This is a genomic window from Micromonospora coerulea (assembly GCF_016598485.1).
Classification (GTDB): domain Bacteria; phylum Actinomycetota; class Actinomycetes; order Mycobacteriales; family Micromonosporaceae; genus Micromonospora; species Micromonospora coerulea.
This window is the reverse complement of sequence record NZ_JAEMUW010000027.1, coordinates 20,107-40,100: the sequence shown is the minus strand read 5'-3', so window position 1 is coordinate 40,100 and position 19,994 is coordinate 20,107. Positions and strand designations below refer to the sequence as shown.

The window sequence follows — 19,994 nt, the reverse complement described above, 5'->3', positions numbered from 1 at the left end:
CTCAATCGGAGATGTGCACCGGGACGCTGGTGACCACCACCCCGGGCAGCGCCCGCAGCGCCGCCCGCAGCCGCTGCTCCGCCCGGCTGTGCAGCGGCCGGTGCCAGCGCCGGCGCAGCACCACCTCCGGCACGATCACGGTTAGCGTCAGCTCCGTCCGGGCGGCGCGCAGCGCCTCCAGGTAGTGCGCCAGCGGCCCGATCACCGCCCGGTACGGCGACACGATCGTCTCCAGTCGCACGTGGTCGCCCCACGCCCGCCACTGCTCCCGGAACCGGTCCGCCTCGGCGTCCTCGGGCGCGATGTGCACGGCCAGCGTCGGCTGCCCGAGCGAGGCCGCGTACGCCAGCGCGCGCAACGACGCCCGGTTCAGCCGGGCGACCGGCACGACCACCAGGTGACGTACCTCCTGGGGCAGTTCCTGGCCCTCGGCGGGCCCGGCGCCGGCGGACCCGGCGGCCGGCGGCGGATGCAGCGCCAGCGCCCGGTGCAGGGTCCCGTAGTGCCGGTGGATCCGCTGGAAGAGCAGCACCAGCAGGGGTATCGCGAGCACGACCAGCCAGGCGCCCTCGGTGAACTTGGCGATCGCGGCGGTCACCAACACCAGGCCGGACAGGATCGCGCCGACCGCGTTGAGCGTCAGCCGGCGTCGCCAGCCCGGACCGCGCCGACGCCGCCAGTGCACCACCATGCCGGTCTGGGAGAGGGTGAAGGCGAGGAAGACGCCGACCGCGTACAGCGGGATCAGCGCCTCGGTGTGCCCGCGGAACGCCACGAAGATCGCCGCCGCCGCGACCGCCAGCGCCAGCATGCCGTTGCTGAACGCGAGCCGGTCCCCCATGTGCAGGAACCGGCGCGGCGCATGGCCCGCGCGGGCCATGAAGAAGAGCAGGCGGGGGAAGCCGTTGAAGGCGGTGTTCGCCGCCAGCAGCAGGATCAGCGTGGTCGCGGCCTGGAGCAGCGCGTACCAGGGGCCGGTCGGGAAGGTCACCCGGCCGAGCTGGGACAGCATCGTCTCGCCCGGCACCGGCACCAGACCGTCCAGCCGGATCAGGACGACCAGCCCGGCGAAGAGCACCACCAGCATGACGATCATCCAGCCGAGCGTGGCACGGGCGTTGCGCCACTCGGTGGGCCGGAACGCCGGCACCGCGTTCGACACCGCCTCGATGCCGGTCATCGACACCGCGCCGGAGGCGAACGCGCGCAGCACCAGCAGCAGCCCCAGCCCCTCGGCGGCCGGCAGCGCCGGCGGCGGCACCGGGGCGAAACCCCGGCCCGCGGCGCGCAGGTAACCCACCACCAGCACCGCGGCCACGGCCACCACGAAGGCGTACGTGGGCAGCACGAACAGGTTGCCGGCGGTACGGACGCCGCGCAGGTTCGCGGCGAGCAGCGCGGCGATCACCAGCACGCCGAGCGGCACGGTGGCCGGGGTCAGCCCGGGCAGCGCCGAGGTGACCGCGTGCACCCCGGCCGCCACCGACACCGCCACGGTCAGCACGTAGTCCACCATCAGCCCGGCCGCTGCCGCGAGGCCCGCGCCGGTGCCGAGGTTATCGCCCGCCACCACGTACGAGCCGGCGCCGTGCGGGTACGCCTGGATCGTCTGCCGGTAGGAGACGCCGACCGCGATCATCAGCACCACCAGCACCGCGGCCAGCGGCAGGGACAGGCCGAGCGCGGCGGTGCCGGCCAGCGCCAGCACGGTCAGCATCGCCTCCGGCCCGTACGCCACCGAGCTGAGCAGGTCCGAGGAGAGCACGGGCAGGGCGACCAGCTTGCGCATCCGCTCGTAGAGCACCGCGGCACTGGACAGCGGCGGGCCGAACAGCGCCCGCCGCAACCGGGTGACCAGGCGGCCGAAGCGGCTACCCGGCAGGTTGGCCGGCGCGGTGGCCACCAGCTCGTCCGGCTCCTCGACGGTGAACAGCTCGATCGGGGCGAGCCGGCCGAACCGGGTGGGGGCCGGGCGCCGCCGGTACCGGCCCAGGGTCTGGTCGACGGGCAGCTCCCCGGGTTGCCGGTCGGCACGCCAGCGCTCGCCGATCCGGCGCAGCGCCGACAGCTCCTCTCCCCGCAGCGGCGGGAACTCGGCCGACGGCGTGACGACGCTGCCCCGCTCCGCCATTCCGTCGTCCCCCTGCTCCCGTCCCATCCCACCCCCTCCCCCGCACTTTCACGGAAAGTGGTCCCTCCGGCTGCGGAATGGCCACACTTGCGGGAAAGTGCGGGTCAGTCGGCGAGCGGGGCGGGGTCGGCCGGGAGCGGGACCGGAGCGGGGCGGCGGGGCGTGCGGGCCCCGCCGAGCACCACCACGACCACGCCGGCCAGCAGCAGGGCCAGGCCGGGCAGGGCGAGCGGGCGGGGCAGCTGGCCGAGCCACACCCAGGCGATCAGGGCCGCGCCGGGCGCCTCCAGCAGGATCAGCACGCTGATCGTGGTGGCGGAGACCCGGCGCAGGGCGTAGTTGAACATCGAGTGGCCGAGCAGTTGGGCCCCGGCGACCAGGCCGAGGATGGCCAGCCAGGTGCCGCCGTCGTAGCCGTGCAGGCGTACCCCGCCGAGCAGGCAGACCAGCAGCAGGATCGCCGCGCAGACCCCGTAGCAGATGGTGGTGTAGGTGGTGGTGCTGATGGTGGCCCGGGCCCGCTCGCCGAAGGCGGTGTAGACGGCGGCGAACATGCCGCCGGTCACCGCGAGCAGGTCGCCGGCGAAGGCCCGGCCGGAGGCGCCGAAGTCCGCGCCGGTGGCCAGCGCCGCGCCGACCACCGCCACCGCGATGCCGGCCCAGACCGCCGCCGGCAGGCGTCGGCCCTGCCAGCGGGCGATCAGCCCCTGCCACACCGGCTGCGTCGCGCCCAGCGCGGTGGCGGCGGCGACCGAGGTGAGCTGCGCGCTCGGCATCCAGGTGGCGAAGTGCGCGGCCAGCGCCACCCCGGACAGTACGCAGTACAGGCCCTCCCGGCGGCCCGCGCCGACGGTCAGCGCGCGGAACTCCGCCCGCCGCCGGGCCAGCGAGAACGGGCCGAGCACGGCCACCGAGAGCAGGTTGCGCCAGAACGCGATGGCGAGGGCCGGGGCGGCCGCGAAGGCGACCAGCGGGGCGGAGGACGAGACGGCCGCGACGGCCACCACGACCACGCCGACGGTCAGCGGGTCCAGGGACGGGCGGTGCGGATCGGAGGACACGGAGAGCAATCCTCACACGACACCCGACAGCACGGACCGTCAGCATTCCGTTACGATCATGCGCGTCCGCGCCGGCGACCCCCTCGACGCCCGGAGGCGCTCCCCCATGCCCAGGTACCACGCGGTGCTGTTCGACTTCTTCGGCACGCTCACCCGGTCCGTCCAGCGCGGCGCGGCCCACCGGTGGACCGCCGAGCTGCTCGGCTGCCCGATCGACCTCCTGGTCGAGGTGCTCGACCGCACCTACTACCAGCGGGCCAGCGGGTCGCTCGGCAACGCCGAGGCGACCCTGCGCTGGGTCTGCCAGCAGGCCGGCGTGCACCCTTCGGACCTGGCCGTCCGGGCCGCCGTCGCCTCCCGCCACCGGGCCGTACGCGCCGACACCCGGCTGCGCGCCGAGGCGGTGCCGGTGCTGGCCGGGCTGCGCCGGCGAGGCGTCCGCACCGGCCTGATCAGCGACTGCACCCACGAGCTGCCGGCGTTCCTGCCCCAACTGGCCATCGCCCCGCTGCTCGACGTCCGGGTCTTCTCCGTGCAGGTGGGGCGCTGCAAGCCGGACCTCGCGCTCTACCTGGCCGCTTGTCGGCGGCTCGAACTCGCCCCGGCCGACTGCCTCTACGTCGGCGACGGCGGCAGTCAGGAGCTCAGCGGCGCCGAGCGGGCCGGGATGACGGCCGTCCGGCTGGTCGCGCCGGACCTGGCCGAACACCTGGTCTTCAACGCCGAGCGGGGCTGGGCCGGCCCGGTGCTGCACTCGCTGACCGAGGTTATCGACCTGATCGACCCGGCGGCGGAGCCGACCGGCTGTGCCGTCCCCTGACCCGGCCGGACGGCGGCGCGGGGCGGGCGGTCAGCGGCGGCGGACCTTGTGCAGGCGGAACGGCTTGCGGGTGGCCCGCACCGCCGGAGTCGGTCGGGGCTCCTCGGCCAGCGAGGCGGCCGGCAGGTCGGTGCCGGCGGCGGGCGGGCCCGCCGGGGCGAGCCGGTTCAGCGCGCAGCCCTCGGCCGCCCAGCGCCGCACCAGGTCCGCCGACGGGCCGGGCGCGTTGAGCCGCTTCGCCGCGACCAGCGGGGCGGCGGCCGCCCACTCCTCGGTGTCGGGCCGCAGCCGGGTCACCCGGGCCGGCCAGGTGACGATCCGCCCGCCGTGGTCACCGCGGAGGGTGACCTGCGCTTCGGTGGCGTCGGCCAGGCCGGGCGCGGCCTGCTCACCGGGCCCGGTGACGATCAGCAGGTCACCGTCCAGCGGCAGGCACCACAGCGCGTACGCCGGCCCGTCCGCCACGCTCACCCAGCAGACGGCCGCCTTCTTCACCGCCTCGTCGACCAGCGGCGTCGTCTCGCGGCTGTCCAGCTCGTCCGTCACCCGGCCATCCTCTCGTACGCCGCCCGCTCGGCCGGGAACCGCCAGCCGCACCGTACCGCCCGTCCCGGTGTCCTCAGGCGGTGACGGCGGCGGCTCAGCCGACGAAGGGCGGTACGGCGATCTCGCCCCGGGCCACCGGCATCACCTGCCCGGCGACGGTCGCGCCGACGGCCAGCCCGCCGGCCGCGTTGACCGTGCAGGCCAGCGCGGACGGCCGGTGGATCTCGACCCCCTGGCGGACCGCGTACGCCGAGCGCCCCTCGCCGGGGAGCAGGCCGCTGGCGACCAGCCAGACACCCAGCCCGAGGGCGGCCGACCCGGTCGCCGGGTCCTCCGGCACGCCGAGCCCCGGCACGAAGACCCGGGCGTGTGCGGTTTGCGTGTCGGCGTCCCAGGAGAAGACGCTGACGTGCTCGACGCCGTACCGCTCCGCCGCCGCCACGTTCAACCGGGCGCGGGCCACCGCGTCGGGGCGTACCGGGAGGTAGGGGAACTCCAGCCCGCAGCCCGCCACCCGCGGCGCCGGGCCGACGTGGTCGTCGGCGGCCAGGCCGACCATCTCCAGCAGCGGCTCCGGGCCCAGCTCGGGGCCGAGGGTGGGCGAGCCGCCGGTCAGCGTCGCGCCCGTCGCGTTCACCTCGATGGGCAGCACGCCGGCGCCGCACTCCTGGGTGACCCTGCCCACACCGAACATCCCCCGCCGGCTGGCGGTCACCGCGGCGCCGACGCTGGGGTGCCCGGCGAACGGCAGCTCCGCGGCCGGTGTGAAGATCCGCGCCCGGTAGGTCGCCCCGACCTGGGTGGGTGGCAGCACGAACACCGTTTCGGACAGGTTGAACTCCAGCGCGAGCGCCTGCATCTGCTCGGTGGCCAGCCCTTCGGCGCCGAACACCACGGCCAGCGGGTTGCCGGCGAACGGGCGGTCGGTGAAGACGTCCACGATCTCGTAGGCCAAGGTCGACATGTTGATAAACAGTAGGCGCTTAGGCTGGTGCGCGTGAGTACGCCGAACCGGGTCTACATCGCCAGGCTCGCCGGAGTCGCCGTCTTCGATCCGAACGGTGACCAGGTGGGTCGGGTGCGTGACGCGGTGGCCCGGCTTCGGGCGACCCAGCGCCCGCCCGAGGTGGTGGGACTGGTCGCCGAGATGCCGATGCGGCGGCGGATCTTCCTCTCCATCAACCGGATCACCTCCATCGACGCGGACGCCGTCGTGCTCGGCAGCGGCACCCTCAACCTGCGCCGCTTCGAGAAGCGCCCGAACGAGCTGCTGGTGCTCCAGGAGCTGCTCGACCGGCGGGTGCAGATGGAGCCGGGCGGCCAGGCGGGCACGGTGGTCGACGTGGCGATGGAGTCCAGCCGCGGCGGCGAGTGGTCGCTGAGCCGGGTCGCGGTCCGCGAGCAGACCGGCCGGCTCACCCGCCGCGGGCACCTGCACCAGCTCGAGTGGGACCGGGTTCGCGGCCTGAGCGATCTCGCCACCAATCGGGGTACGGCCAACCTGCTCGCCGTGCTGGAGGACATGCGCCCCGCGGACCTGGCCAACGCCCTCCAGGATCTGCCCGACGCCCGGCGCAACGAGGTCGCCGCGGCCCTGGACGACGTGCGGCTCGCCGACGTGCTCAGCGAGCTGCCGGAGCACGACCAGGTGGAGATCCTGGCCGCGCTGGACCGGGAACGCGCCGCCGATGTGCTCGAGGAGATGGACCCGGACGACGCCGCCGACCTGCTCAACGAGCTGCCCCCGCCCGAGCAGGACGTGCTGCTCGACCTGATGGAGCCGGACGAGGCCGACCCGGTACGCCAGCTGCTGCGCTACGCCTCCGGCACCGCCGGCAGCGTGATGACGTCGGAGCCGGTGATCCTGCCGCCGGACGCCACCGTGGCGGAGGCCCTCGCCCGGATCCGGGAGGAGCAGGTCTCCCCCGCCGTGGCCGCGCAGGTCTTCGTGACCCGCGCGCCGATGACCACCCCCACCGGCCGGTACCTCGGCATGGTCCACTTCCAGCGGCTGCTCCGCGAGCCCCCGGCGGACCTGCTCGGCGGGGTGGTGGTCAACGACATCGACCCGCTCCGGCCGACCACGCCGCTGCCGGAGATCACCCGCCGGATGGCGACCTACGACCTGGTGGCCATGCCGGTGGTGGACCGCAGCATGCGGCTGGTCGGCGCGGTCACGGTGGACGACGTGCTGGACCACTCGCTGCCCCGCGACTGGCGGGACCGGGACGCCGCACCGGCCCCGTCCCCCGCCGACACCGAGCCGGGCGGCGCACGTGAGTGAGCAGCGGCGGGCCGAGCGGCTGGACCAGCCGCGCGAGCCCCGGGGCGTCAAGCTGCCCCGCTTCGACCCGGAGGCGTTCGGCCGCTGGTCCGAGGGGATCGCCCGGGGCATGGGCACGGCGAACTTCATCGTCTACATGACGGTGGTGATCGCGGCCTGGTTCGCCTGGAACACCCTCGCTCCGGCGAACCTGCGCTTCGACCCGTACACCTTCACGTTCCTCACCCTGGTGCTGTCCTTGCAGGCCTCGTACGCGGCGCCGCTGATCCTGCTGGCCCAGAACCGGCAGGCGGACCGGGACCGGGTGGCGCTGGAGGAGGACCGGCGGCGGGCCACCGCGCAGAAGGCGGACACCGAGTACCTGGCCCGGGAGATCGCCGCGCTGCGGATCGCCATGGGCGAGGTGGCCACCCGGGACTTCCTCCGCTCGGAGCTGGCCCGGCTCGCCGAGGAGATGGACGAGGCGGCGCAGCGCCGGCAGAAGCTGGAGCGCCGGCAGCAGGAACGGGCGACCCCCCGGTCGGGCAGCGGCGAACGGCTCGACGAGCCGCGCGACGAGCTGGACGGCGACTTCGCCCGGGGCGGCCGCCCGGAGGGCTGAGCCCCGGACCCGTCCATCCCTCGGCCGGCTCCATCGATTCGCTCACACCGGCCCCCCGCCAGCGGCGGTCGCCGATGACCACCGACGTAACATTGCCGGCATGTCAGCACCCGTCAGCACCGTCTCCGACGCGATCCAGGCCGCCCTGGCCACCGTCAACGACCCGGAGATCCGTCGGCCCATCACCGAGCTGGGCATGGTCCGCTCCGCCGAGTTCGGCGACGACGGCGTGGTCCGGGTGGAGCTGCTGCTCACCGTGGCCGGCTGCCCGCTGAAGGACAAGCTGCGCAACGACATCACCGCCGCCGTGGCCGCGGTGCCCGGGGTGACCGGTGTCGAGATCGAGTTCGGCGTGATGAGCCCCGAGCAGCGCCAGGAGCTCCAGTCGAAGCTGCGGGGCGGGGGCGCCAGCCAGGAGCCGGTGATCCCGTTCGCCCAGCCGGGCTCCCGCACCCGGGTGTACGCGGTGGCCAGCGGCAAGGGCGGCGTCGGCAAGTCCAGTGTCACGGTCAACCTGGCCGCCGCGCTGGCCGCCCGCGGCCTCGCCGTGGGCGTGGTCGACGCGGACATCTACGGCCACTCGGTGCCCCGGATGCTCGGCGCGGACGGCAGCCCGACCCGGGTCGAAGACATGATCATGCCGCCGCAGGCGCACGGCGTGAAGGTCATCTCGATCGGCATGTTCACCCCGGGCAACGCGGCCGTGGTGTGGCGCGGCCCGATGCTGCACCGGGCGCTGCAGCAGTTCCTCGCCGACGTGTACTGGGGCGACCTGGACGTGCTCCTGCTGGACCTGCCCCCGGGCACCGGCGACATCGCCATCTCGGTCGCCCAGCTGCTGCCGAACGCCGAGATCCTGGTGGTCACCACCCCGCAGGCCGCGGCCGCCGAGGTCGCCGAGCGCGCCGGCGCGATCGCGCTGCAGACCCATCAGCGGGTGGTCGGCGTCATCGAGAACATGTCGTGGATGGAGCTGCCGGACGGTTCACGGGTGGAGGTCTTCGGCGCCGGCGGCGGCGAGGCGGTCTCCGAGTCGCTGAGCCGCACCATCGGCGCGCCGGTGCCGCTGCTGGGTCAGATCCCGCTCGACACCCGGGTCCGGGAGGGCGGCGACGCCGGCATCCCGATCGTGCTGGCCGAGCCGGACGCCCCGGCCGCCAAGGCGCTGAACCAGGTCGCCGACCGCCTGGCGGTCCGCCGCGAGTCGCTCCTGGGCAAGCCGCTCGGCCTCAAGCCGGCCGGCCGCTGACCGCTGCCTGATCGACGAAGGGGCACCCCGTGGCGGGGTGCCCCTTCCTCGTGTTCGGGTCCGAATGAGGTTCCCGGTGCCGGGCCCCGACGCATCGAGGAGGCCGAGCAAGCGCGGCGCGAGGGAGCCGACGGAGCGGAAACCGGCCCGGCGGTCAGGTGGCGTCGTCGTAGCTGGGGCGGGGGGCCGGGGCCGGGGTGGCGCCACCGGTGGCCGTGGCCGGGCGGCTGCCGCTGGTGCGCAGATCCGCGGCGCCGGCGACGTCCTTGAGCTCGTTGTGCACGCCGGTGACGTCCGAGCGCAGGTTGTCGTACATGCTCTGCAACGGCTTCCGGATGGCCTGCTCGTCGTCCTCGCTGAGCAGGTGCTTCCGGATGAACGCCTTCGGGTGCAGGTCCTCCAGCTGGATGTCGGTGCCCAGCTCGCGACTCAGGTCGCCGGTGGCGTTGCGGGCCATGTTGCGCAGGTTGCGGACCATCCGGAGGCCGTCGTTGATCACCGTGGGCAGCCGGTCCCCGAAGATCAGCAGCGCCAGGAGCAGCAGCGCGCCGATCTCCCACCAGTTCAGGTTGTCGAGCACTCCGGCCTCCTCGTCCGCGTCAGGGCAAGACTACGCACGTCGCGGGCCGCTCCGGGAGGGGGTGACCGGTCCTCACTTGGCGTCTGCGGCGAGCGTCACCGAGGCGTTCTGCCGGGTTGATCCCCGCCGGTACTCGACCGTCACCACCGAGCCGGGCGCGTACTTGCGGACCAGCGCCACCAGGTCCGTCGGCTCGGTCATCGGCCGGCCGTTCAGCCGCAGGATCACGTCGCCGGCCTTCAGCCCGGCCGCCGCCGCCGGGCCGGACGGCTCCACGGCGTTGAGGCGTACGCCGGCGCCGGCCGCCGCGCCCGGGCCGCCGACCTGGGCGCCGATCACCGTACGGCGGGCCTTGCCGGTGCCGATGATGTCCTGGGTGACCCGCTTGGCCTGGTTGATCGGGATGGCGAAGGCGAGGCCGATGTTGCCGGCCTCCTGCCCTTCGGCGACCAGCGACTTGATCGTCGAGTTCACCCCGACCACCCGGCCGGCCCCGTCGACCAGCGGGCCGCCGGAGTTGCCGTGATTGACCGCCGCGTCGGTCTGGATCGCCGCGTAGTAGCGGACCGGGCCGCCCGGCTCGCCGGCCTGCATGGTCCGGTCCAGGGCGCTGACGATCCCCGCGGTGACCGTGTTGGCCAGCGAGAGCGGGGAGCCGATGGCGAGCACCGGGTCGCCGACGGCGAGCGCCTCGGAGTCGCCGAACTCGACCGGCGTGAGCCCGGTACGGGCGACTTTGATCACTGCGATGTCCGACTCCGGATCCTGCCCGACCACGCTCGCCGTGGCGGTGGAGCCGTCGTTGAAGACCACCGTGGCCTTGCCGGTGCCGCCCGAGACCACATGGTCGTTGGTGATCACGTGCCCGTCGGCGCTGACGACGAAGCCGGAACCCTCGCTGATCCCGCCCAGGCTGGCGACCCGGACGGTGACCACGCTGGGCAGGACCCGCTCGGCGACGCCGGCCAGCGACTGCGGCTTGCGCTGGGCCAGGGCGGGAGCCTCGGCGGGACGGGCGCCGAGCACGGTGGCGCCGCCGCCACCGCGCAGGAAGGCGTAGGTGAGGGCGCTGCCGAGCGAGCCGGCCAGCAGCGCGGTGATCAGCGAGATCAGCACGACCTGCCGCAGCTTCGGGCGGCCGGGGGCGTCCGGGTCGGTGACCGGCTCGGGCTCGCCGCCCTCGGCGCGGACCGCCGGGACGACGACGGCGGCCGGCGCGTACGGATCCCGCCACGGGTCGGTGAGCGCGTCGGACCACCAGGGCGAGGGCGTACCCCCGGTGCCGTGCGGCGAGCCCGCCGGCGGCGCTCCGGACGCCGGCCCGCCCGCCGGTGCCGGGGTCCCGCCGGGCTGGCGCCAGTCCCAGCCGTCGGTCACGTGGTGCCTCCCAGTCCGTCCCGCATCCCCGCGCTGCCGTCGGCGACCGCGGCACCGGGATACCGTCCAGGATTGCACGGATGCCCCGAGGGCGGTCAGCGTTGCCGGGGCGTGATCCACGACCGGCGGACGCGCGGCTGCGCGCATCAGAACTCGGCTCTACGCTCATAGCGCCAACCCGCCCCCCGCACCACTCCCGCCGCCCGGAGGTGTCCCATCGCCACGGTCGCCAGTTCCGGCAACTCGACGGCCCAGGCCCTGCAGTTCGCCGAGTCCTACGTCACCGAGGATCTGGTGCTGCGGACCGCCCGCAGCCTCGCCCACGAGGTCGGTGTCGACGCGGTGACGCCGGGCGCCGGCGCCGCGCTGCGGCTGCTCGCCGCCGCCGGCAACGCCCGGGCGGTGGTGGAGATCGGCACCGGCACCGGGGTCAGCGGGGTCTGGCTGCTGCGCGGCATGCGCTCCGACGGTGTGCTCACCACCATCGACGTGGAGGTGGAGCACCAGCGGATCGCCCGACGGATCTTCGTCGAGGCGGGGTTCGCGTCGGGGCGTACCCGGATCATCACCGGCCGGGCCCTCGACGTGCTGCCGCGCCTCGCGGACGGCGCGTACGACCTGGTCTTCGTCGACGCCGAGGCGACCGGGTTCACCGCCTGCGTGGACGCCGCGCTGCGGCTGCTGCGGCCCGGCGGGGTGCTCGCGCTCAACGGCACGCTGGCCGGCGGGCGGATCGGCGACCCGGCCGCCCGGGACGTCGACACGGTCACCGTCCGGGAGACGATCAAGGCGATCCGGGAGTCGGAGCACTGGATCCCCGCGCTGCTCCCGGTCGGGCACGGCCTGCTCGCCGCCGTGAAGTGCTGAGCCGACCCCGCGCCGCCCGGCGCGGGGCCGGACCGGGCCGTCAGGCCAGCGTCGCCAGCCAGCGCAGCAGCCCGCGTACGCCCCAGCCGGTGGCGCCCCGGGTCAGCTCGGCGTCGTCCTCCTCCGCCCAGGAGGGGGCGGACATGTCGACGTGCACCCAGCGGTCCCGCAGGTCACCGGTGAACTCGCGAAGGAAGAGCGCGGCGGTCACCGAGCCGGCGCCCTGGGCCGGGGAGCTGTGCAGGTCGGCCAGGTCGCTGCCCAGGTACTCCACGTAGTCGGCGGCCAGCGGCATCCGCCAGGCGGCCTCACCGGCGGCGTCGATCGCGGCCAGCAGGTCGGCGGCGAGCTGGTCGTTCTCGCTGTAGAGGGCGCCGTGCCGCTTGCCGAGGGCCACCGCGTTGGCACCGGTCAGCGTGGCCAGGTCCACCAGCAGGTCGGGCTGGAGCTCCTGGACCGCGTACGCCATGGCGTCGGCGAGCACCAGCCGCCCCTCGGCGTCGGAGTTGGTGGTCTCGCTGGTCAGGCCGCCGTAGTGGCGGACGATGTCGCCGGGGCGGAACGCCGATCCGCTGACCATGTTCTCCGCCAGCGGGGCGAGCGTGGTGATCCGGACCGGCAGCCGCAGCGCGGCGGCACCCAGGGTCGCGGCGAGCACGGCGGCGGCGCCGGCCATGTCCTTGCGCATCAGCTTCATCGCCGGCACCGGCTTGATCGAGATGCCGCCGGTGTCGAAGGTGATCCCCTTGCCGACCAGCACGACGTGGGTACGGGCGTCCGCCGGCCGCCACTCCAGCTCGACCAGGCGCGGGCCGCTGGCCGAGCCGCAGCCCACGGCGAGGATGCCGCCGAAGCCCTCGGCCGCCAGCTCCTCCGGCTCCCGCACCCGCAGGTGCAGATCCGGCCGGCCGGTCACGGCGCTCGCCACCTGCTCGGCGAACCAGCTCGGGTTCTTCACCGAGGAGGGGGTGTTGGTGAGATCCCGGGCCAGCCGGGTCATCTCGGCGGTGGTGCGGGCCGCCGCCAGGGTCGGGGCGAGCCGGTCCGGGTCGTCCACCACGACGTCCACCTCGGACAGCGCGGGCGCTCCGCCGGCCTCGGTCAGCCGGAACCGGTACGAGCCCAGCAGCAGCCCCTCGGCCAGACCGCGCAGCGCCGCATCGGACCTGGCCGGCAGCAGCACTGTGACGTACGTCTCATCCTTGACGGCCCGGGCGAGCGCCGCGCCCGCGGTCCGCCAGCCGTGCTCGTCGCCCGCGCCGATGCCGAGCAGCACCAGGCGCTGTGGGGTCCCGCCCGGTCGCAGCTGCGTCCACAGCTCACCGGGGCGCCCGGTCAGCCGGGCGGGGGGCAGCAGGGCGGCGGCCTCGGCGAGCAGATCGTCGGGCGGCGGCGCGGTCGGCAGCAGCGCGGCCGGGGCGTCGGGCCCCTCGGCCGGCCCGCCGGGACGAATGGGCAGGACGAGGGTGTCGAGCCGCTCGGGCCCGCTCACCAGACGAATGGCCAGCACGCTGGACCGTACCTCCAGAAAGGTCACGAAGCGGGACACACCGCCGCTTCCCGGCTTGTGAAGACCCTGAGCCACCGGCGGGGCCGGTGGCTCAGGGAAAGACGAACCGTCCGCGCGGCGTGCGCCGCGCGGACCGCTCCTCGATCAGCCGGCGGCTGCCTTCAGCGCGTCACCGAGCGCGTTGGCCTCGTCGGGAGTCATCTCGACGACGAGCCGGCCACCACCCTCCAGCGGGACTCGCATGACGATGCCCCGGCCCTCCTTGGTGACTTCCAGCGGACCGTCGCCCGTCCGCGGCTTCATCGCCGCCATGTTGTCTCCCCTCAGACCTACACCAGGGTCGGTGGGTTGCCCCACAGCCACTTCGCCATCACCGCCGCAGCCTTCGCGGAGGTGTCGACCAATGATTTTCCCTGATGAACACCGCCGGACCCAAACCGAAGCAGCATTGATGTAACAGCATCTAGCTTATCTTGGATAGGCCTGTCACAATGTGCGGTCATGCAGGCACGGTCGGCACTCTTCGACCTGTACGGCGACCACCTCCGAGCGAGGGGTGGCCGCGCACCGGTCGCCGCCCTGGTCAAGCTGCTGGCACCGCTCGGGATCGCACCTCCGGCCGTACGCACCGCGGTCTCCCGGATGGTCCGCCAGGGCTGGCTCGACCCCCTCCGGCTGGCCTCCGGGCCGGGATATTCGATCACGCCGAAGGCCGCCCGCCGACTCGACGAGGCGGCCGCCCGGATCTACCGGACCGGCCGGCACAGCTGGGACGGCCGGTTCGATCTGCTGGTCCTGGCGGCCCCCGCGTCCCGGCGGGACCGCCAGCGGCTCGCCGCCAACCTGACCTTCCTCGGCTACGGCACGCTCGACGACTGCACCTGGGTCGCCACCCGCCCCGGCGAGGACGTGGACCTCCTGCTCGCCGAGGCGGGGGTGCGCTACGAGCGGTTCACCGCGGCGCACGCCGCCGGCACCCCGGGCGCGATGGGCGTGGTCCGCCGCGCCTGGGACCTCGCCGAGATCGGCCGGGCGTACGAGCGGTTCGTCGCCGAGCAGAAGCCGCTGCTGGCCGGCGTCACCGTACGCAGCAGCGACGAGGAGGCGTACGCCGCCCGGTTCCGGCTCGTGCACGCGTGGCGTACCTTCCTCTTCCGGGACCCGCAGCTCCCCCCGGCGCTGCTGCCCGAGCGCTGGCCGGGCACCAGCGCGGCCAGCTTCTTCGACCGGCACGCGGCCCGGCTCCGGCCGGCCGCCGACCGGTACGTGGAGCATTGCCTCGACGCCAACAACCGCCTCGCCCGACAGAAGGGTCGTTGAGAACGTGACCGAGCCGCTGCTCGTCGACCGCACCGACGCCGTCGTCACCCTGACGCTGAACCGCCCGACGGCGATGAACTCGCTCGACGTGGCGCTCAAGGAGGCGCTCCGGGACACCCTGGCCGAGCTGGAGACCGACCGGTCCTGCCGGGCGGTCGTGCTGGCCGGGGCGGGCGGGTCGTTCAGCGCCGGGCAGGACCTGCGTGAGCACGTGCAGACCCTCGAGGCGGCCGACGCCGACCCGCTGGCCACCGTGCGGGCCCACTACAACCCGATCGCTGCTCGGCTGGCCAGCCTGCCCAAGCCGGTGGTCGCCGCGGTCCGCGGGATGGCCGCCGGTGCCGGCGCGTCGCTGGCCTTCCTGGCCGACTTCCGCATCGGCGGGCCGAAGACCAGGTTCCTGATGGCCTTCGCCGGCGTCGGGCTCGCCGCCGACACCGGCGCCTCCTGGACGCTGCCCCGGCTGGTCGGCCACGCCAAGGCGGTCGAGCTGCTGATGCTCGCCGAGCCGGTGGGTGCCGACGAGGCCTGCCGGCTGGGCCTGCTGAACACGCTGGTGGACGACGACGAGAAGGTGCTGCCCACCGCGCAGGAGCTGGCCGCCCGGCTCGCCGCCGGCCCGACCGTGGCGTACGGGGCGATCAAGCGCCAACTCTCCATCGCCGACGCCGGCACCCTCGCCGACGCGCTCGCCGCCGAGGCGCAGGCCCAGTCGATCTGCGGCGCCACCGCCGACCACAAGGCAGCGACGATGGCCTTCGTCAACAAGCAGAAGCCGGTCTTCGAGGGCCGCTGAGCGACCGCGGAGGCCGCCTGACACCGCCGCGCGCCCGTCAGCGGGTGACGTAGCCGCCGTCGATCGGGATGGTGTGGCCGGTGATCCAGGCGGCGTCGTCGGAGGCGAGGAAGGCGACCACCCCGGCCACGTCGTCGGGGGTGGGCATGCCGGGCTTCGGGTTGAACGACCCCAGCTGCCGCCGCAGCTGCGCCGGATCCGGGTCGCTGCCGATGGGATGCTCCACCGGCGGGGTCATCACCACCGTCGGGGCGACCGCGTTGACCCGGATGCCGCAGGCGGCGTACTCGATCGCCGCCGACCGGGTCAGGCCGACGATGCCGGCCTTGGTGAACGTGTCCGGGGAGATGTTCTCCCGGGCGGCCAGCGCGGTGGTGGACGAGGTGTTCACGATCGACCCGCCGCCGCCGCGCAGCATCGCCCGGATGCCGTACTTGAGGACGAAGAAGACGCCGTCGCCGTTGACCCGGCGCACCCGTTCCCAGTCCGCCACGTCCAGCTCGTGCAGCGGCTGCTGCTGCCCGTCGACGCTGGCGTTGTTGAAGATGACGTCGAGTCGGCCGTACCGCTGCATCGCGTCGATGATGCCCTGCTCCACGGACGAGGCCTCGCCGGTGTCCATGACCACCGGGTGCGCGTCGGGCAGGCTCTCGGCGACCCGGTGCGCGCCCTCGGCGTCGATGTCGGCGATCACCACCTGCGCGCCCTCGGCGGCGAACCGGCGGGCGGTCGCCGCACCGAGCCCGGACGCCCCGCCGGTGACGAGCGCGACCCTGTCCTGGAACCGCATCGGACCCCCCTCGCCCGGCCGGCCGGCACCGGCCGACCCCTCCACCGTAACCCCGGCCGCGGGCGGTCAGTCGTCCTCTTCGGGATCCTGGTTGGCCTCCGCGCCGAGCACGAACGCCTGCATGGCCAGCTCGTCGCCGGCGGGCGAGACGAAGGCCGGCAGCTCGCGCGGCCCGAGCTCCTGCACGTACGCCCAGAAGAGCCGGACCGCCTCGGCGGCCGAGGCGGCCTCGATCGGCAGGTCCAGGCTGACCAGCCAGGAGCGGCGCGCCGGCGGGGGGCCCAGCCGGTCGGCCAGCTCCCGCCAGGTGGCCACGTCGAGCCCGGTCACCGGCCCGTCCAGGACCAGGCCGTCGACCGGCACCGGCTGGTCGAGCACCCGCCGGGTGTACGTCACCACGAGCGCCCCCGGACCGGCCTCGGACTGCGGGTCGTCCGGATCCTCCCGGGTCTCCCCGGTCGCCGCGGCGACCTGGCCGAGGGCCACCAGCCGGGGCGGCCCGTCGACCAGCACCGCGACCGGGTCGCCGGGCCGGGGCCGGGTTACCCCGTCCAGGCCGGTCAGCTCCAACGTGTCGTGGTGCACGAGCCGCTCGGCCTCGTACCGCTCGGCGGGCAGCAGCACCGCCCAGGCGCCGGGCCCGGTGCCCCCGTCGATCGTCCCGCTCGCGCGGGCCTCGGTGTCGGTCATGGTGCAATCCCATCACGCCGGGACGGTGCCGGCGCCGTCACGTCGGCCGGGCGCCGCCCGCGTCACGCCCCGCCCGGGTCGCCAGCCGGATCGATGGTCACGTGGCAGCCGGCGAGGTGGTCGTCGACCATCCCGGTGGCCTGCATCAGCGCGTACGCGGTGGTCGGGCCGACGAAACGGAAACCGCGCTTCTTGAGCACCTTGGCCAGCGCGGTGGACTCCGGGGTGAGCGCCGGCACCTCGGCGAAGGACCGGGGCCGGGCGGCCCGGGGCGCCGGCGCGTACGACCAGAGCAGCGCGGAGAGCCCGTCCGGCAGCTCCAGCGCGGCACGGGCGTTGGCGATCGCGGCCTCGACCTTGGCCCGGTTGCGGACGATGCCGGCGTCGGCCAACAGGCGGGCGACGTCCGCCTCGCCGTAGCCGGCGACCTTCTCGATCCGGAACTCGTCGAAGGCGAGCCGGAACGCGGGCCGCTTGCGCAGGATGGTCAGCCAGGACAGCCCGGACTGGAACGCCTCCAGGGTCAGCCGCTCGTAGAGCGCGTCGTCGCCGCGCAGCGGCCGGCCCCACTCGGTGTCGTGGTAGACGGCGTAGTCGGGGGTGCTCGCGCCCCAGGCGCAGCGGGGCAGCCCGTCCGGGCCGGTCACCAGGTCAGTCACGGCCTACACGGTAGGCCAGCCCACCGACAACCGACCACGGTCAGGGCAGCCGGCCCTGCTCCACCAGCCGGGCGAACTTCTTCAGCGCCTGGGTCAGGCTGAACTTCGAGCCGGGCCACAACACCGGCCAGGCCACCCGGCCGGCGGTCCCGCCGGGCAGGTGGAACCACTCGTGCCAGACCACCTGGGTCCGGTCGCGCTCGATCGGGGTGCAGCGCAGCACGCCCGGCCCGCGCAGCAGCCGGCCGCAGTGCACCACGCCGACCTCGTACGGCGCGTCCACCCGGACCACCCGCATCTCGTCGCGGAGCACCGCCGGGCCGAGCGTGGTGACCGCCTCGATCAGGCTGCCCTCGCCACCGTCGCCCTCGACAACCCGGACGGTGGTGAAGGGGACCCAGTCGGACTGCCGTTCCCAGGCGGTCAGCGCGGCGAAGACCCGCTCGGCCGGGGCGTTGACGACCACCGTGGCGGTGATCTCACCCGCACCGGGCTGGGCCGCCTCGGCGAAGCCGTCGGCCCCCTCCGGCCGGGTCACGCCGACTCCGACCGGACCACCGGACCCCGGTCCCGGTCGTCCTCCTCGTCGGCGGCATCGGCAGTCGGCGGGGGCACCGGGGCGGCGGCGGTCGGGGCGCTCTCCGGGACGGCGACGGGATCGGCCGGCGGCCGCAGCGCGACGACCGGCTCGGCGCCGGCCTCGCGGCCGGCGACAGCGGCGTCCGGATGGGCGGTCACGGCGTCCCGGTGCGCGGCGGTGACCCCGTCCGCACCGGCGCTGCCGGCGGCGTCCCGGTCGGCGGCTCCGGCGGCCCCGCGGCCGGCGGCGTCCCGGTCGGCGGGGCGGGCGTCGGTCTCCTGGGTGGGGGACGTCGGCCCGGCGTCGGCGGGCGGCGTGTCGACGGCGGGATTCGGGCCGGCCGCCTCCTCGCGGGCGCGGCGCAGCGCGTCGGCGTCCGCCGTGCGTCCCTCGCGCAGCGCGATGACCTCGGCCTCGAGCACGCCGATCAGCTCGGACTTGTAGCCGATGTCGTACGCCGCCCGGCGCATCGCCTGGTCGACCTGGGCCATCCGGTAGCCGCGCAGGGCGGTGTCGAACCGGACCTCGGCGACGTCCGCCTCCAGCAGCGGTCGACCGCCCGGCAGGGGCACGGCGCGCCCGTCCGGCTCGGCCGGCGCCAGGCCGGGATCGCGCCCGGACACCAGCACGGTCACCCCGAACACCACCGCCGCGACGGTCAACGCGACGACCAAGAGGAGCAGAACCTCACCCATGGGGAGATCGTGGCATGCGGGCCGGCCCCGGGCGAGCCCTCCACCCGCTCCGATCATGATTCGCAACCCCCGGACCTACCGGACTCCGGTGCCCGGCGGCGGACCGGCTAGCGTCGGGGGCGGCGGGTGACGGGCGGGGACCAGGAGGCGGGATGGCCGGGGCACTGCGGCTCGGTGGGCGGACGTTCGCCCCCGGGGAACTGGTGGTGATGGCGATCGTCAACCGCACGCCGGACTCGTTCTTCGACCGGGGCGCCACCTTCGCCGCGGACAGCGCGCTGCGTGCGGTGGAGCGCGCGGTCTCCGAGGGCGCGGAGATCATCGACATCGGCGGGGTGAAGGCCGGCCCCGGCGAGGAGGTCGACGTCGCCGAGGAGATCCGCCGGACGGTGGACACCATCGCCGCGGTCCGGGCCGCCTTCCCGGAGGTGGTCATCTCGATCGACACCTGGCGGGCCGAGGTGGCCGTGGAGGCGGTGGCGGCCGGCGCCGACCTGCTCAACGACACCTGGTCGGGTGCCGACCCGGCGCTGTCCCGGGTCGCCGCGGCGACCGGCGCCGGGCTGGTCTGCTCGCACGCGGGCGGCCTCAGCCCGCGTACCCGGCCGCACCGGGCCGCCTTCGACGACGTGGTGGCGGACGTGGTGCGGACGGTGACCGGGCTCGCCGAGCGGGCGGTCGCCCTCGGCGTACGGACGGACGGGATCCTGATCGACCCGGCGCACGACTTCGGCAAGAACACCCGGCACTCGCTGGAGATCACCCGGCGGCTCGCGGAACTCTCCGGCACCGGGTGGCCGTTGCTGGTCGCCCTGTCGAACAAGGACTTCATCGGCGAGACGCTGGACCTGCCGGTGCCGGACCGGCTGGAGGGCACGCTGGCCGCGACCGCCGTCTCGGCGTGGCTGGGGGCCCGGGTGTTCCGCGCCCACCAGGTGCACCAGACGCGGCGGGTGCTGGACATGGTCGCCTCGATCCGGGGCGACCGGCCACCCACCCTGACCCGCCGCGGGTTGGCCTGACCGGTGGCCGGCCGGTCCGCCGGGGTTCAGGTCCAGCGCAGGATGTTCTTGCGCCAGGCGTAGAGGATGCCGAGCGCCACCACGGCGATGAAGACGGCCATCTCCACGACGGTGGTCACGCCGAACCCGGGGCGGTCGAAGACCAGCGCCCAGGGAAAGAGGAAGACCGCCTCGACGGCGAAGAGCACGTACAGGTACGCGTAGACGTAGTACCGGATCTGCATCTGCGCCCAGTCGCCGCCGACCGGGTCGAGACCGCACTCGTAGCTGGTCCGTTTTCCCCAAGGATCGGCCGGACGGCCAGGACGTAACACCCGATTGGCCGAGAACGCCGTAACGAAGAAGAGGACGCTGGCGAGCAGGAGGAGACCGAGCGTGGCGTACGAGCCCAGGTAACCGGTCACGGTCGAGGAGCC

Annotated in this window: 22 protein-coding genes; 8 read left to right on the top strand and 14 right to left on the bottom strand. The window is 74.7% G+C overall.

What is annotated here, in order from left to right; genetic code table 11:
* Position 1: 1 nt before the first annotated feature.
* Positions 2-2,158 (bottom strand): APC family permease, encoded by a 2,157-nt coding sequence (locus I8N68_RS26955; RefSeq protein WP_200215299.1) that lies wholly within the window; start codon positions 2,156-2,158, stop codon positions 2-4.
* 77 nt (positions 2,159-2,235) lie between these two features.
* Positions 2,236-3,192 (bottom strand): DMT family transporter, encoded by a 957-nt coding sequence (locus tag I8N68_RS26950; protein WP_200215298.1) that lies wholly within the window; start codon positions 3,190-3,192, stop codon positions 2,236-2,238.
* Between the two features lie 106 nt (positions 3,193-3,298).
* Between I8N68_RS26950 and I8N68_RS26945 the strand changes: the two genes are divergently transcribed.
* A complete protein-coding gene (locus I8N68_RS26945; protein ID WP_200215297.1) occupies positions 3,299-4,012 on the top strand; it encodes an HAD family hydrolase in 714 nt (237 codons plus the stop codon).
* A gap of 30 nt (positions 4,013-4,042) precedes the next feature.
* On the opposite strand, the gene I8N68_RS26940 is transcribed toward I8N68_RS26945, so the two are convergent.
* Together I8N68_RS26940 and I8N68_RS26935 are read right to left on the bottom strand one after the other, a co-directional pair.
* Positions 4,043-4,558, bottom strand: a complete 516-nt coding sequence (locus I8N68_RS26940; protein WP_200215296.1) for a hypothetical protein — start codon at positions 4,556-4,558, stop codon at positions 4,043-4,045.
* 94 nt (positions 4,559-4,652) lie between these two features.
* Entirely contained in the window at positions 4,653-5,522 is an 870-nt protein-coding gene (locus tag I8N68_RS26935) for a PhzF family phenazine biosynthesis protein (RefSeq protein ID WP_200215295.1), read from the bottom strand.
* 33 nt (positions 5,523-5,555) lie between these two features.
* Here I8N68_RS26935 and I8N68_RS26930 point away from each other — a divergent pair, with 33 nt between their 5' ends.
* The 3 genes from I8N68_RS26930 (at position 5,556) to I8N68_RS26920 (ending at position 8,692) form a co-directional block, all read left to right on the top strand.
* Positions 5,556-6,842, top strand: a complete 1,287-nt coding sequence (locus I8N68_RS26930; protein WP_200215294.1) for a magnesium transporter MgtE N-terminal domain-containing protein — start codon at positions 5,556-5,558, stop codon at positions 6,840-6,842.
* The gene (locus I8N68_RS26925; protein WP_200215293.1) at positions 6,835-7,443 is read left to right on the top strand and encodes a DUF1003 domain-containing protein; all 609 of its coding nucleotides are present in this window, start codon (positions 6,835-6,837) and stop codon (positions 7,441-7,443) included. The genes I8N68_RS26930 and I8N68_RS26925 overlap by 8 nt, the downstream gene beginning before the upstream one ends.
* Positions 7,444-7,543: 100 nt before the next feature.
* Positions 7,544-8,692: an Mrp/NBP35 family ATP-binding protein gene (locus I8N68_RS26920; RefSeq protein ID WP_200215292.1), complete on the top strand. Its 1,149-nt coding sequence runs from the start codon at positions 7,544-7,546 to the stop codon at positions 8,690-8,692.
* Positions 8,693-8,846: 154 nt separating this feature from the next.
* Here the strand turns inward: I8N68_RS26920 and I8N68_RS26915 are convergent, their stop codons facing one another.
* Positions 8,847-9,272 (bottom strand): twin-arginine translocase TatA/TatE family subunit, encoded by a 426-nt coding sequence (locus tag I8N68_RS26915; protein WP_200215291.1) that lies wholly within the window; start codon positions 9,270-9,272, stop codon positions 8,847-8,849.
* Between the two features lie 72 nt (positions 9,273-9,344).
* Complete coding sequence (locus I8N68_RS26910) at positions 9,345-10,649, bottom strand: S1C family serine protease (protein WP_200215290.1); 1,305 nt, start codon at positions 10,647-10,649, stop codon at positions 9,345-9,347.
* A gap of 294 nt (positions 10,650-10,943) precedes the next feature.
* Here I8N68_RS26910 and I8N68_RS26905 point away from each other — a divergent pair, with 294 nt between their 5' ends.
* Positions 10,944-11,516: an O-methyltransferase gene (locus I8N68_RS26905; protein WP_307812993.1), complete on the top strand. Its 573-nt coding sequence runs from the start codon at positions 10,944-10,946 to the stop codon at positions 11,514-11,516.
* A 40-nt stretch (positions 11,517-11,556) separates the two neighbouring features.
* On the opposite strand, the gene I8N68_RS26900 is transcribed toward I8N68_RS26905, so the two are convergent.
* Both I8N68_RS26900 and I8N68_RS26895 read right to left on the bottom strand, forming a co-directional pair.
* Positions 11,557-13,026 carry a leucyl aminopeptidase family protein gene (locus tag I8N68_RS26900; RefSeq protein WP_200215332.1) on the bottom strand — a complete coding sequence of 490 codons (1,470 nt, stop codon included), beginning with the start codon at positions 13,024-13,026 and terminating at the stop codon, positions 11,557-11,559.
* A 144-nt stretch (positions 13,027-13,170) separates the two neighbouring features.
* The gene (locus tag I8N68_RS26895) at positions 13,171-13,338 is read right to left on the bottom strand and encodes a DUF3117 domain-containing protein (RefSeq protein WP_007455245.1); all 168 of its coding nucleotides are present in this window, start codon (positions 13,336-13,338) and stop codon (positions 13,171-13,173) included.
* Positions 13,339-13,527: 189 nt separating this feature from the next.
* Between I8N68_RS26895 and I8N68_RS26890 the strand changes: the two genes are divergently transcribed.
* Both I8N68_RS26890 and I8N68_RS26885 read left to right on the top strand, forming a co-directional pair.
* Positions 13,528-14,346, top strand: a complete 819-nt coding sequence (locus tag I8N68_RS26890) for a PaaX family transcriptional regulator (protein WP_200215289.1) — start codon at positions 13,528-13,530, stop codon at positions 14,344-14,346.
* Positions 14,347-14,350: 4 nt separating this feature from the next.
* Positions 14,351-15,142 carry an enoyl-CoA hydratase/isomerase family protein gene (locus tag I8N68_RS26885; RefSeq protein ID WP_200215288.1) on the top strand — a complete coding sequence of 264 codons (792 nt, stop codon included), beginning with the start codon at positions 14,351-14,353 and terminating at the stop codon, positions 15,140-15,142.
* A gap of 37 nt (positions 15,143-15,179) precedes the next feature.
* On the opposite strand, the gene I8N68_RS26880 is transcribed toward I8N68_RS26885, so the two are convergent.
* The 5 genes from I8N68_RS26880 to I8N68_RS26860 all read right to left on the bottom strand — a co-directional run bounded on the left by I8N68_RS26880 (position 15,180) and on the right by I8N68_RS26860 (position 18,556).
* On the bottom strand, positions 15,180-15,932 hold the full coding sequence (locus tag I8N68_RS26880) for an SDR family NAD(P)-dependent oxidoreductase (protein ID WP_200215287.1): 753 nt from the start codon (positions 15,930-15,932) through the stop codon (positions 15,180-15,182).
* A 66-nt stretch (positions 15,933-15,998) separates the two neighbouring features.
* The gene (locus I8N68_RS26875) at positions 15,999-16,622 is read right to left on the bottom strand and encodes a hypothetical protein (protein ID WP_200215286.1); all 624 of its coding nucleotides are present in this window, start codon (positions 16,620-16,622) and stop codon (positions 15,999-16,001) included.
* A gap of 62 nt (positions 16,623-16,684) precedes the next feature.
* The gene (locus I8N68_RS26870) at positions 16,685-17,281 is read right to left on the bottom strand and encodes a DNA-3-methyladenine glycosylase I (protein WP_200215285.1); all 597 of its coding nucleotides are present in this window, start codon (positions 17,279-17,281) and stop codon (positions 16,685-16,687) included.
* Positions 17,282-17,321: 40 nt separating this feature from the next.
* Positions 17,322-17,819, bottom strand: a complete 498-nt coding sequence (locus tag I8N68_RS26865; protein WP_200215284.1) for an SRPBCC family protein — start codon at positions 17,817-17,819, stop codon at positions 17,322-17,324.
* Positions 17,816-18,556, bottom strand: a complete 741-nt coding sequence (locus tag I8N68_RS26860) for a DivIVA domain-containing protein (protein WP_200215283.1) — start codon at positions 18,554-18,556, stop codon at positions 17,816-17,818. Before I8N68_RS26860 ends, I8N68_RS26865 begins: the two co-directional genes overlap by 4 nt.
* Before the next feature lie 152 nt (positions 18,557-18,708).
* On the opposite strand from I8N68_RS26860, the gene folP reads away from it, so the two are divergent.
* The gene (gene folP, locus I8N68_RS26855) at positions 18,709-19,578 is read left to right on the top strand and encodes a dihydropteroate synthase (protein ID WP_200215282.1); all 870 of its coding nucleotides are present in this window, start codon (positions 18,709-18,711) and stop codon (positions 19,576-19,578) included.
* Positions 19,579-19,604: 26 nt separating this feature from the next.
* Here folP and ndhC read toward each other — a convergent pair whose 3' ends face one another.
* A complete protein-coding gene (gene ndhC / locus I8N68_RS26850; protein WP_200215281.1) occupies positions 19,605-19,982 on the bottom strand; it encodes an NADH-quinone oxidoreductase subunit A in 378 nt (125 codons plus the stop codon).
* Between the last annotated feature and the right edge of the window lie 12 nt (positions 19,983-19,994).

Bases quoted from the DNA above. Each gene is read 5' to 3' on its own strand.
- I8N68_RS26860 (WP_200215283.1), bottom strand. From the start codon at position 18,556: ATGGGTGAGGTTCTGCTCCTCTTGGTCGTCGCGTTGACCGTCGCGGCG.
- I8N68_RS26880 (WP_200215287.1), bottom strand. From the start codon at position 15,932: ATGCGGTTCCAGGACAGGGTCGCGCTCGTCACCGGCGGGGCGTCCGGG.
- folP (WP_200215282.1), top strand. From the start codon at position 18,709: ATGGCCGGGGCACTGCGGCTCGGTGGGCGGACGTTCGCCCCCGGGGAA.
- I8N68_RS26955 (WP_200215299.1), bottom strand. From the start codon at position 2,158: ATGGGACGGGAGCAGGGGGACGACGGAATGGCGGAGCGGGGCAGCGTC.
- I8N68_RS26890 (WP_200215289.1), top strand. From the start codon at position 13,528: ATGCAGGCACGGTCGGCACTCTTCGACCTGTACGGCGACCACCTCCGA.
- I8N68_RS26935 (WP_200215295.1), bottom strand. From the start codon at position 5,522: ATGTCGACCTTGGCCTACGAGATCGTGGACGTCTTCACCGACCGCCCG.
- I8N68_RS26920 (WP_200215292.1), top strand. From the start codon at position 7,544: ATGTCAGCACCCGTCAGCACCGTCTCCGACGCGATCCAGGCCGCCCTG.
- I8N68_RS26875 (WP_200215286.1), bottom strand. From the start codon at position 16,622: ATGACCGACACCGAGGCCCGCGCGAGCGGGACGATCGACGGGGGCACC.
- I8N68_RS26895 (WP_007455245.1), bottom strand. From the start codon at position 13,338: ATGGCGGCGATGAAGCCGCGGACGGGCGACGGTCCGCTGGAAGTCACC.
- I8N68_RS26945 (WP_200215297.1), top strand. From the start codon at position 3,299: ATGCCCAGGTACCACGCGGTGCTGTTCGACTTCTTCGGCACGCTCACC.